General features: G+C 69.1%; 9 protein-coding genes. 3 read left to right on the forward strand and 6 right to left on the reverse strand.

Annotated elements, in window-relative coordinates:
• The first annotated feature begins 57 nt into the window (after window positions 1–57).
• The 3 genes from ACLZN2_RS46830 to ACLZN2_RS46840 are packed head-to-tail and all read left to right on the forward strand — an operon-like array spanning window position 58 to window position 5,578.
• Window positions 58–1,173, forward strand: a complete 1,116-nt coding sequence (locus ACLZN2_RS46830) for a DUF4007 family protein (protein ID WP_416986159.1) — start codon at window positions 58–60, stop codon at window positions 1,171–1,173.
• Window positions 1,170–4,748, forward strand: a complete 3,579-nt coding sequence (locus ACLZN2_RS46835) for an ATP-binding protein (RefSeq protein ID WP_416986160.1) — start codon at window positions 1,170–1,172, stop codon at window positions 4,746–4,748. The genes ACLZN2_RS46830 and ACLZN2_RS46835 overlap by 4 nt, the downstream gene beginning before the upstream one ends.
• Window positions 4,745–5,578, forward strand: a complete 834-nt coding sequence (locus tag ACLZN2_RS46840; protein ID WP_416986161.1) for a phosphoadenosine phosphosulfate reductase family protein — start codon at window positions 4,745–4,747, stop codon at window positions 5,576–5,578. The genes ACLZN2_RS46835 and ACLZN2_RS46840 overlap by 4 nt, the downstream gene beginning before the upstream one ends.
• Window positions 5,579–5,684: 106 nt before the next feature.
• Here the strand turns inward: ACLZN2_RS46840 and ACLZN2_RS46845 are convergent, their stop codons facing one another.
• From ACLZN2_RS46845 to ACLZN2_RS46870, 6 genes are all read right to left on the reverse strand, one after another.
• Entirely contained in the window at window positions 5,685–7,055 is a 1,371-nt protein-coding gene (locus ACLZN2_RS46845) for a DUF317 domain-containing protein (RefSeq protein WP_416986162.1), read from the reverse strand.
• Between the two features lie 61 nt (window positions 7,056–7,116).
• Entirely contained in the window at window positions 7,117–8,253 is a 1,137-nt protein-coding gene (locus ACLZN2_RS46850) for a DnaB-like helicase N-terminal domain-containing protein (RefSeq protein WP_416986163.1), read from the reverse strand.
• Window positions 8,253–9,530, reverse strand: coding sequence for a DNA cytosine methyltransferase (locus tag ACLZN2_RS46855; protein ID WP_416986170.1), 1,278 nt, complete (start codon window positions 9,528–9,530; stop codon window positions 8,253–8,255). Before ACLZN2_RS46855 ends, ACLZN2_RS46850 begins: the two co-directional genes overlap by 1 nt.
• Window positions 9,530–10,402, reverse strand: coding sequence for a hypothetical protein (locus ACLZN2_RS46860; protein WP_416986164.1), 873 nt, complete (start codon window positions 10,400–10,402; stop codon window positions 9,530–9,532). Before ACLZN2_RS46860 ends, ACLZN2_RS46855 begins: the two co-directional genes overlap by 1 nt.
• A 23-nt stretch (window positions 10,403–10,425) precedes the next feature.
• Window positions 10,426–11,391 carry an alpha/beta fold hydrolase gene (locus ACLZN2_RS46865; protein ID WP_416986165.1) on the reverse strand — a complete coding sequence of 322 codons (966 nt, stop codon included), beginning with the start codon at window positions 11,389–11,391 and terminating at the stop codon, window positions 10,426–10,428.
• A gap of 151 nt (window positions 11,392–11,542) precedes the next feature.
• Window positions 11,543–11,811 (reverse strand): hypothetical protein (locus tag ACLZN2_RS46870; protein ID WP_416986166.1); only part of this gene is annotated, 269 nt, incomplete at its 5' end.

The following is an 11,811-nucleotide window of genomic DNA, read 5'->3' on the forward strand; positions in this document are numbered from 1 at the left end:
GTTACCCCGTTTATCAACCTCGTTAGAGAAATCGCATTGGACACAGAGAGGTCCCGCATGTCAGACAGCCGGCTTGGGGAAGCCGCCCTTTTTTCCTTCGCGCGACACGAAACGTTCGCGCCCCGCTTCGGCTGGCTGCACAAGGCGTACATGCAGGTCAAACACGATCAGGGTGCGTTCCTCGAGGCTAATGCCCCGGTGCGGTTCGGTGTGGGCAAGAACATGGTCAACGCAATGCGCTACTGGTCGCGGGCGTTCAAGTTGACCCGCGAGCACTCGCCCGCGAAGGGCACACAGGCCAAGTTCTCCTATCCCACCTGGGAGGCCCGCTGGCTCCTCGATGAGGACGGAGGAGCGGACCCGTATCTGGAGGAGAACGGCAGCCTGTGGCTGCTGCACTGGTGGCTGGTCTCGTCCCGTCCCGGGGCCAAGAGCCACGCGCCGGCCTGGTACACGGCCTTCCATCTCGCGCCGTTCTCCCGGTTCACGGTCGCGGACATGACGCAGGTGGTCACCCGGCATGTGAACTTCTCCTACGACAAGAGCCCGGAGGAGGCGTCGATCGTCAAGGACATCGAGTGCCTCACCAAGATGTACGCGCGCAGCGCCCCGGAGAAGGCGGGCTCGCCGGGCAGCTACGAGGACCTGCTCGCCTGCCCCTTCCGCGACCTTGACCTGCTCACCTTTGTCGGGACGCGCGGACATGCCGAGTGGCAGTTCACCAGCGGGCACCGCACCTCGCTGCCCGCCCGAGTCCTGGCCTACGCCTGCCTCGACTACGCCGCCAAGTTCTCCCGCCAGGCCAACTCGATCTCCGTGGCCCGCCTCGCCAACGAGCCGGGCTCCCCAGGGCGCGCCTTCCGCGTCCGGGAGAACGAAATCGTCATGGCACTGCAGAAGGTCGCCGCGGACCACCCGCAGCTCAACCTGACCGAGGCAGTGGGACAGCGCAGCCTCGCCTTCAGCGCCGACCCCTTCGAGCTGGCCTGGGAAGTGCTCGACGAGCAGTACGACTTCGTCACCCGCCGCCCCGGCTTCCCCACCCGCGAAGAGTGGGCCGCCACGTTCCCCAAGCTCGCCAAGGCCGAGCAGAAGGAACTCGCCACAAAGGCCACGGACGCCACAGACACGGACGACACCACCGACACACTCTTTGCCAAGGAGACCGCGTGACCACCGCAACCTCCACGCGGACCCCGAGCAGCCCATCGAGCTCCGCTCCGCAGTTCCCCGCCGGCATCGAACTCGTCGGCTCCCAGATGCGCTCGACCAACCTCGAGCGCGACGTCGAGGATGCCCTGCACGACCCCTACGTCGGCGCCCGGGCCGTCGACGTCCTGGAACGCATCGCGAGCGCGCTGGCCGACCAACGCCGCACTCGCGCCTGGTCGTTCACCGGCCCCTACGGCTCCGGCAAGTCCACCCTGTCCAACATCATCGACGCGCTGCTGGGGCGCGATGCCCAGCGCCGCAGCGAGGCCGAGCGCATCCTCGAAGAGGCCAGCCCCGCCCTCGCTCAGCGCCTTGCCGCAGCCCGCGAGGCCATCGCCCCCGAGGGATTCCTCGGCGGCGTGGCCACCGCACGCCGCGAATCCGTCGTCGCCACCCTGTCCCGCGCCCTGCACACGGCGGCGGCGCGGCGCTGGGGCAAGCGCGTCCCGAAGGCTATTGCCACGGCCTTGGAGGCGTGCGCTGACCCGGACCGGGCGGGGGCGAAGGAAATTCTCGGCGCCGTCACGGCTCTGACGGCGGACGGGCAGCAGCCTCTGCTCCTCGTCATCGACGAGTTCGGCAAGACGCTGGAACACCTGGCCGGCCACAACGAGTTCGCCGATGCCCAGCACGACCTGTTCCTGCTGCAGGAACTCGCCGAGAAGGCGGCCGGCCCCAACGGGCTGCCCGTCTACCTGATGACCTTGCAGCACCTGTCGTTCATGGACTACGCCTCACGGTCCAGCGAACTCAAGACCCGCGAATGGGCCAAGATCCAGGGGCGCTTCGAAGACATCACCTTCGTCCCCCACCACGGCGACTCCCTGCACCTGCTGCGCCGCCGCCTCGACCGCTCGGCTGTCAACTCTGCGGGGCAGGCCCTGATCAACGCCTGCGCCGAGGCATCCGCGGACATCTGGACGCAGCACGGTCTCGGCGTTCTCGCCGAACTCGGCCCCGACCACTTCGCCGACCTCTACCCGCTGCACCCCATCACGGCCCTGGCCGCGCCGATCCTCGCCGCCCAGATCGGCCAGCACGACCGCAGCCTGTCAGGCTTCCTCAACAGCGGGGAGCCCAACACCGTCCGCCACACGCTGGCCCAGCACCGCAACGAGGAAGCGGAGCACGCCAGCACGGTGCGGCTGCCGCAGCTGTACGACTACTTCCTCAACTCCGGGCGCACCACCCTGCTCGCCTCCGCCAACGCGAGCAAGTGGATCGAGGTCGACTCCCGCATCCGGGACGCCAATGGCCTCCCCGATGCCGACCAGGACGTACTGAAGACCATCGGCGTCCTCAATCTGATCGACTCCGACGGGGCCCTCAGCGCCACCGCCCCGATGATCCACTTCGCCCTCCACGACCCCACCGACGTCGCCGACTCCGACGCCTTCACGGCACTCGAAGAGCGGCTCGCCGACCTCGTCCGCCGGGGCTTCGTGGTCCACCGTGAGTTCAGCGGGGAATACCGGGTCTGGCAGGGCACGGACGTCGACATCGACGGCCGGCTCAAGGAAATCATCAGCCACTTGAATGACGCTGCGGTCATTAACCGGCTCGGCAGTCTCGTCCCGCAGGCATTCGTGGCCAGCCGCCACAGCCAGGTGACCGGCATGATGCGCGTGTTCTACACCGCGGTCAGCGGCCCGGAGACCAAGACCGTTGCCGCCCCGGATGAATTGAGGGAGCCCGCCGACGGCCTCGTCGTCTTCCACTTCGGCACTGATGCAGACCGGCCCAACGTCCACTCGCCTCTGCCAGTGCTCGTGGGCACCACCCCCGACCCCGACGTGGTGCTGACCACGGCCACCTACCTCGTCGCGCTGAAGGAACTCAGCGTCCAGCAGGACATCGACCACGTCGCCCGGCGGGAAGTCATGGAGCGGCTCGTGCAGGCCGAGGCCGAGCTGCTGGAGCTGCTGCAGGACGCCTTCTACCCGCCGTCCTCCGATGCGTCCTGGAGCCTGTGGCATACCGGGATCGCCCCGGGCGAAGAACCCGCCGTTTCCGGCCTGACGGCCCGCAGCCTGAGTGGCCTGGTCTCCCTCGCCTGCGAATCGGTGTACCCGGACACCCCGCACATCCGCAACGAGATGCTCGGTCGGCACGTCCTGACCAGCCAGGCCGCCCAGGCCCGCGGCATACTGCTGACGGCCATGCTCTCCGCCTCAGGCGAGGAGAACCTCGGCCTGCCCGGGTACAAGGCCGAACGGGCCATCTACCACGGTGTCCTGGCCTACCTCGGCCTGCACCGCGAGAACGGGGAGGCACAGTCCGAGAGCCAGCACGAAAGCCTGCTCCCGTACGGTTTCTCCCCGCCCGGCGAGGGCCACGAGCACGCCCAGCCCGCCTGGAACGCCCTCAACGAAGCACTGTCCGGCGCCACCGAGCGGGTCAGCATGGAAGAGGTCATCCGTGTCCTAATGAGCCCGCCGTACGGGCTCAAGGCCGGCGTGGTACCGGTCTTCCTGATCCCGGCCCTGATCATCCGCCGCCACGATGTCGCCCTGTTCGAGGAAGGCACCTACCTGCCCCGGCTGACCATCGACGTCGTGGAGCGCCTCGTCAAGGGCCCGGGACGCTTCTCAGCGAAGTACACGCCGGCCGGAGACGGCCAGCGTGGCAGCATCATCAAGAAGCTGATGGTCTCGCTCGGCGTGGAGGCACCACGCTCCAAGGCCCTGCGCAACCCCGACCTCCTCTCCGTGGCTAGCGCCTTGATCATGCGCGTGGCCGACCTGCACAAGTACGCCCGCACCACCAAGAACATCTCCGCTGACGCCCGCACCGTGCGGACCACGATCGCCCGGTCCCTGGACCCCGACGACTTGATCTTCCACACGCTGCCGAAGGCCCTCGGCCTGCCGGAGATCCCGGCTCGCACCCGCGCCAACGCGGAAGCAGCAAACACCTACGTCGAACGGCTCACCGCGGCGGCGGACGAACTCGTCGCCATCGACAGCAAACTGCGCGCCCAGGTCGTGCGCGTTCTCGCCAGGGAGTTCCGCCTGCCGGCCGAACTGCCGGAGCTGCGCGCACAGCTCGCGGCCCGGCTGCGCGGCTTCGCGGACGCGGTGCTGACCCCGGAACTGCGCGGCTTCGTCGACTTCGTTCTCAGCGACGACCTTGAGGACGACGACTGGCTGGAACCCATCGTCGTACGGCTGACCAACTCCGCCCTCGGCGACTGGGACGACCACGAGGCCAAGGTCTTCCCGCAAAAGGCCCGGTCGATGGCCTCCGCTCTCGACCGCGTCGGGCACCTGCACCACGCCGGGAACGAGGTCCGCGGCCGGGAAGAGAAACTCGACGCCCAGTTGTTGACCTTGACCGACAGCGCCGGCGTGGAACAACGCACCCTGATCTACGTGCCGGAACAGGCCCGCAGCGAGGCCAACAGCCTCGCCGCCGACGTCCTGAAGCAGGCCGAGAAAGCCCTCGGACCGGACGGAGCGAGGATCCTGCTAGCGGCCCTCGCCCAGCGCGTAACCGATGCCGCGACAGCAGCGAGTGAAAGGAAGGCACAGGGATGACCGACGGAGCCGACACCCAGAAGGTCCGGCACGTGCTCGGTATCTCCGGCGGCAAAGACTCCTCAGCGCTCGCCGTCTACATGCGCAATCGAGTCCCGGAGATGGAGTACTTCTTCTGCGACACGGGCGCCGAACTGCCCGAAACCTACGAGTACCTCAACCGCCTGGAAGCTGCCCTCGGCAAGTCCATCGTGCGGCTGAACGCCGACCGGGACTTCGACCACTGGATGGAGGTCTACCAGGGCACCCTGCCCAGCCCCCAGATGCGCTGGTGCACCAAGAACCTCAAGATCAAGCCCCTGGAAGACTGGGTCGGCGACGACAAGGTCATCTCCTACGTCGCCATCCGGGCCGACGAGAACCGCCTCGGCTACGTCAGCACCAAGCCGAACATCGATGCTGTTTTCCCCTTCCGCGAGGCCGGCATCGACAAGGACGGCGTCATGCGCATCCTCGACGAGGCCGGCATCGGCCTGCCCGACTACTACGAGTGGCGCACACGCTCCGGCTGCTACTTCTGCTTCTTCCAGCGCAAGCACGAATGGGTCGGTCTCAAGGAACGCCACCCGGACCTCTTCGACCGTGCTGTCGAGTACGAAGAGAAGGTCCGCTACCGGCACACCGCCATGAAGGGCCGCAACTACACCTGGTCACAGGGCGAGTCGCTGCCGGAGCTGATAGAGCGAAAGGATGAGATCGAGGCTAAGCATCAGACGGCCCTTGAGCGCGCCGCCAAGCGCATCAAGCCCAACCGACCGCTGCTGGAGGTACTCTCCGACGCGCTCGACTCCGACGACGACGAAGCCGGTTGCTCCGTCTGCCACCTGTAGAGCCTGCTGACGACTGTGGCCCGCTCTCAACCTCACGTTGGGAGCGGGCCACGTGTCGTCCATCATGGCGCTGAGTGGGTAAACGGTCCTGACTCGGTCACTCCCGTCAGCGTCGGAGCCTCGTACGAACAGCGCCAGTTGGTGCCGCAATGGGGCGTGCGGTGGTGAGCTGGCTGGAGTGCCGAGCAGTTTGATGAGGGCTGGCCAGGCGTGGTCCGGTTCCGTGGGCCAGGTTGTCGGCCAGGTCGGCGAGCAGCGAGCTGGGGGTGTAGGAGGACGCCGTGAGGGTCCAGGCGGGGTGGTCGATGCTGGGGCCGGCCCAGATGGTCCAGGTCGCGAGCGTGCTGTTCTGCTGCTGAGCGGCGAAGGCGTCGAACTGGACGCCGACGTCCCCGGACGGGTTCATCCAGCGGATCCAGCGTCCGTCGAGGGTGTGCTTCCACCCGGCGTCGGCGAGGGGCTTCGTGGCGGCGGTGACGGCCTTCTCGCCGGCGGGGCTTCCGATGGAGGTGTCCCACCCGTCGCCTTCGGCGAGGTGGTGCAGCAGGGTCTGGAGCACGGGGGCCGGTGTTGTGCCGGTCGCGGTGAGGTGCCACATCCTGTCGGAGACGGGCGTCTCGTACGCGGCCACGGTCCAGGCGGTCTCACGGGGGTGGGCTTCGTGGACGCGCTCGATGCGCAGGGTCTGTGATTCGTGGATCGCGTGGGTGGTGTCGTCCGACCAGGTACGCCACTTCTCCCAGTCTCCGTGTGCGGCGAGGAACTGGTCGAGGATGGCGTCGTGGTCGCCGGCATCGGCAGCATAGGCGGGCACGATCTCCGGCCGCGGGGCAGGCGGTTCGGGTTCTGTGGCACGGGTGTCGAGCGAGGTGCGTGCCTGGGCGGCGGCGCGCTCGGTGCCGGTGGCAGGCGCGGGGCCGGGCCGCATCGTGTCGGCATGGAGGCGTTCGAAGGCTACAAGGGCCTGGGCGGGTGAGCCGAACGTGTCGGCGATCTGCCGCAGGTGGTTCTCGCCGTGGAGGTAGACGCTCTTGCCGCTGTCGCGGTACGTACCGACGGCGACTCTGGTGCCGCTGTCCTCGGCGTGAGCGTGAATGAGGAGCCGGCCGTGGCGGATGTCATCGTAGATCTTCTGGGCTTCGTCGGAGACCTCCCGGATCTCCGCCCGGGTACACCAGGGCATCGGGTAGTTGGCCCAGGTCCACTCCTCGTCGATCGCTTCGCGGAGCTGGGGGGTGATCTCGGTGGTGAAGCCGTCTGCGGTCAGGGCCTGCGCGGCCTCACCGGCCCAGTAGGGCTCCTCATGGTCGATGCGGGCCATGACCAGTGTGTCTTCGTTGAGGGCCTCGAAGCCGCTGGCGGTCAGCAGAGCGCGGGCCAGGTTCTGTCCGGGGCCGGTGATCGTGGCGGTCACGGCGCTGGTGTGCGTGGGATGGGCGTCGAGGCGGACGTGCGCGTCGGCGGAGGGGGTCGTCACGAAGGTGCTCGGTTCTGCCGGTGGCCGGACCCTTCTCGGGTCCGGCCACCGGCGGGTTCATTCAGCGGGAGATGCGGGCGGCGGGTGGAGCCGTGGTCCGCGGCGGGCCAGCCCGGGGCGGTGCCGTGGCCCTGGTCCGTGCGGGCAGCGGTGTCGGCGCCGGTGAGGTGGCGTGGTGCCAGCGGGTGCGCACGGCGGACAATTCGGCGAGTGCGCGGCGGCTGCCGACGATGAGCTGATATGGGGTGGTCGCCGGATCGTGGGTGAACGCTGCGACGCGGTGGCCCACTCGATGCGCGGTGACCAGGAGGGCGCGCTGGAGGATCCGTTCGCCCCAGTATTGAGGGGAACCGGCTGGTTCTCCGAGGAGATCCAGCAGGTCGGCCGGCTCGATGCCGGGTGTGAGGAGGCCGCGCTGCTGGGCCTCCCACAGAACGGTGACTGGGTCGACGGGGGCACTGCGCCGGGTCAGAGCGGTCAGGCACTGCCACAGCCCGGCGTGCAGGGGGTGGGTGAAGTCGTCGGCGGTCAGCCACCGCATCTGCTCGATGTCAGCAGGGTGTGCCGTCGCGGTCGCGAGTAGCAGCCGCTCCTCGTCGGCCGCCTCCTCGGCATCGTCGGGGGTCGCTGCTGGCCCGGGTGCGGGTGTGCGGGGCAGGGATCCGGAGTGCGGCGGGAAGCGCGCGGCGGTGTCATCCACGGCGGCGGCGAGGGCGTCGGCTTCGGCGAGAGTGGCGGGCACCGGGTGTGGAAGCGTGACGTCCGTCGCGGTCTGCGCGAGGCGCTCGGCGTGTGCGCGCAGAGTGCGGCGGGCGTGATCGACTCCGATCATCCGGGAGTACGCGGACGCGTGCTTGGGCCACGGGCACACCTGGATGAGCGTGTGCAGGTAGGAGGCGGTCAGTCCGCGAGCGTGCTCGCGTGCGGCGGTGAGCACCGCGTTGAGCCAGATGGTGTCCTTGGTGTGCTGGACCGCGTCGGGGGCTGGCAGAGCGCGGATTGCGGCGAACAGGGCGCCGTGCGCGTAGTTGGAGAACGAGTCCGGCTCGATCCCTGCGATGTCGGTGAGGCGGTGGGGTTCGAGGAGGAGGGCGCCGAGGAGGGCCTGCTCGGCGTAATACACGGGCTGGGGTGTATGCGTGTCGGGCAGGTCGTCGAGGTCGTCCTCGGGTTCGTTGGGTGCGGGGGTGCGGGGCATCAGGCAGCCAGGGTGAAGTCGTCGGGGTTGAGGGGCACGCGTAGGTGCGGGGCGAGGAGGTGGCCGGCGAGCAGCGGGGGCACGGCGTTGCCGATCTGGGAGAACTGCTGGCCCTTGTTTCCCTGCCACGGGTAGTCGGCGGGGAAGGTCTGGAGGATGCCGGCCTCGCGGGCGGTGATCCGGATCGGCTCCGGGGCGGGCGGCGTGGCTTCCGTCTCGTTCTCCGGCGGGGCGCCGACGGGTTCGGCGATCCAGGTGCACTCGTTCGCGCGGTGCCCGAAGAACAGCGTCCCGGCCGGCTCGTCGATCGATCTGACCGTGGCGTTGGCCTGGTTGTTGCTGCGCAGGGACCAGGACCAGCGGTGCGCTTCCGCAGTGAAGGTCGGAGCGGGAGCGCCGACGGAACGGTTGTCCCGGGCGCCATACCGGGCGGCCCAGCCTGCTCCTTCCCGGCGAGACTGCAGAACGATCCCGTCGGTGCGGGGTGCCCAGGTGCCACGGTTGCGGGCGTCGGAGAGGGTCTTGCGGGAGCCGGAGGGGAAGGGCTCGGGGCCGCCTCCTGGTCCACCGCCGGCGCACACGGTGGGGACGGGCCGGTCGGTGGCGCCCCAGCCGAGGGCTTCAGCCATGGGCACCCATCGGGCCCGGCCCGGCCCGAACAGCGACTCGGGCTCCGCGACCTGGGCGTGGGTGGGCGCGGGCGGTTCGGCCGTACGGACCCGGGAGGCAAGCAGGATGGCACGCTTCCGTGTCTGGGGTACGCCGTAGTCGGCGGCGTTGAGGATGCCGGTCCACACGGAGTAGCCCCACCGGCGGAGGGTGGCCGCGTACTGGCGCCAGAGCGGCAGGACGTCGGGGACCTCCTCCATGGCGACCCATTCCGGTTCGCCCACCGTGTTCAGTGCGTGGAGGTAGCGCATGGGTTCGGCGGCCAGGAGGCTGCGCTGATCCTGGCAGGCGGACAGCAGTTGCGTGCGGGTGTCGCGGCCGGCGGCGAGATCCGCGACAGCCTGGTGCACCAGGGGCTGGTCCACCAGGCCGAGGCGTTTGCCGGCCATGGACCATGCCTGGCAGGGCGGGCTCGCGATGAGTCCGGTGGTCCGTCCGAGGAACGGACGGACGGGATACATGGCCACGTCCGTGCGAATCGTCAACTGCCCTGCTGCCGCACGGGTCTTGCAGGCCCATTCGTCCCATTCCAGCCCGATGTCCCGTACGCCGAGGACGTTCAGTGCGTGGCTCCATCCACCCGGTCCCGCGAACAGGTCCAGGGTGATCAAGAGGCCAGTCCGAAGTCGTCCTGCACCTGCTCGACTTCACCGCGGCAGGCCCACGGTGAACAGCCGTCGATGACGCCCTGCTCCAGCTCCTCAAGGTCCGGTCCGGTGTCGGTGAGTTCCTGCTGCATCGCCGCCCATTCGGCGGCGGTGACGTGGTCGATCGGGGCTTCGCTGAGAGGGACGCGGGAGCGGTGGAGAAACGCCTCACCGAGCAGCTTGTTGCCGGTGGCGTTGGCTCGGGCGTTCCCCTTTCGGATGGCCGCGTCGAACTCCACCACGTCCTGCCATTCCGCAGGGGAGTTGTCGCGGATATTTCGCCATTGGGCGTTTCCGTGGAACGGGCACCCGAGGCAGCTCGACTTCGGCGTGTCGGCCAGTCCGAGCGAGGTCAGGTAGCGTATGCAGTCGGATCGCGACCAGCCCATGTCGATGAGTGGGTGCCGGTTGCGCATGTACTTCACATCGGCGTCTTTGGCCCGATGGAATTCATCGGTGGAAATTCCCACCCACTGCTCGACGAACACGCCCTTGGGGATGCGTGCCGGATAGGGGTAGCCGAGGAGTTCCCGCACCTTCTTCTTGATCGGCTTTATTTTGTATTCCCCGGTGCACTGGCGCCTCGTCATACCGGGTCTGCCGTCCTTGTTGAGGACGTAGAGAGGCATGGACGCAAAGCGGTGATCCGGGTCCAGGGCGTCCTTTCGGATGTTTCCCGAGGAGACGCGCAGAACGGGTATGCCTGCGGGCTCGGCTATCTCTCGTTCCAGGCGGTCCAGGTGTGCATAGACGGCCCCGGGTTCCCAGCCTGTGTCGGCGAAAATCGCGTAGTCGACCTTCGGGAGAATTCCCTCGGCTGACAGAGCGAGCATAGCGCTGGACTGAACCCCGGCGCCTAGTGAAATTGCTCGGAAAGCGGGAAGTTCGGAAATGGCGGGTCCTTTGGGGGGTGAGAGTCGGAGTGCGGCCCGGCGGCGAGGTGTGCGAGGCGGGCGCTGATGAGTGCCGGGTGGCGGATGGGCAGGGCGTGCGTGGTGCGCGGGAGGATCTCCAGGCGGGCGCCGCCCAGTCGGTCGGCCAGCTGTGCGGTGTGGGTGGCGGGGATGTGCCGGTCGTCCGCGCCGGCCATCAGCAGCAGCCGACCGCCGAGCTGCTCCAGCGCGGGCAGGTGGCGGGCCCGGTAGCGGCGCAGGGACTGCCAGAGTGCTGCGAGGTCGGCTGTGGGGGTGTGGCGTACGCCGTGGCGGCACGGCAGCGGTCTGTCGTCCGGTCCGGCGCCGGGGCGGGGTGTGAGGGTGTAGCGGTGGGTGTCGGGCAGCAGGCGTCGCACCCGGTCCACCGCCTGGGGCGCGTGGGTGCAGGTCAGGGCGAACAGGCTGCGTCCGGCGGCCAGAAGCAGGGCGCGCGGGCTGTGGCCGGGCAGCACGCTCGCGCCGTGGGCGGTGGCCGACAGCAGCACCATGCCCCGGATCCGGGGCAGGAGCTGGGAGTGCAGGGCGGCGAGTTCCTGGAGGATGAGGGCGCCCAGGGAGTGGCCGGCGAGCACCAGCGGTCCGGTGGGGGCGAGGGCGCGCAGGATGTGGTGCAGGTCGTCGGCGAGCTGCTCGATGGTCAGCGGTGCTTGGCCGCGCGGGGTGCGGCCGTGCGCGCGCTGGTCGTAGCGCAGCACGTTGAATCCCAGGCTGGTCAGGTGCCGGGTGTGGAGGCGCCACAGGTCGGCCGTGACCGACGCGCCGTGCACCAGCACGATCGTCGCGCCCTCGGACCGCGGACGGGCTGAGGTGTCGCGGTAGACCGACAGCCCAGTGCCGTCAGCGGCGGGGACCGACAACACCTCGCTGGCATAAGGCAGATTGAGCACAGAGGGACTCCGGAGAGGGGGATCAGTTGAGGGCCGTCGCCGTGCCCCGCCTACTTGGCGCTGGTGGTGGAAGCTGTTCGGCCTGGATGGCGGCTGGCCGCGTGAGCGGGTGGGCGGATGGCGAGGAGCGGGCCTCGTGGGGCGCGGGTGGTCAGCCCCTGCGCCGGGAGTGGGGTGCGCGGGCGCCGTAGGGGCTGGGGTGTGCGGTGAAATGCCGCGGCGGAGCGGGTGGCCACAGTCGGGTCGCCGAGGACGGGAAGGTGGCCTGGGCGAGGTGGTTGAGGACAGCCAGTCCCTTGTGGGTCAGTGCCAGCCGCTGACCGATGAGGGATGCGGGGTGGGCGGCTGTGTCGCGGTACGCCAGGCCCTTGCGTTCCAGGGCGTGCCACGTGGTGATCGCGATGTGTGACGAGGTCTGGG

The organism is Streptomyces sp. T028, assembly GCF_048159505.1.
GTDB lineage: Bacteria > Actinomycetota > Actinomycetes > Streptomycetales > Streptomycetaceae > Streptomyces.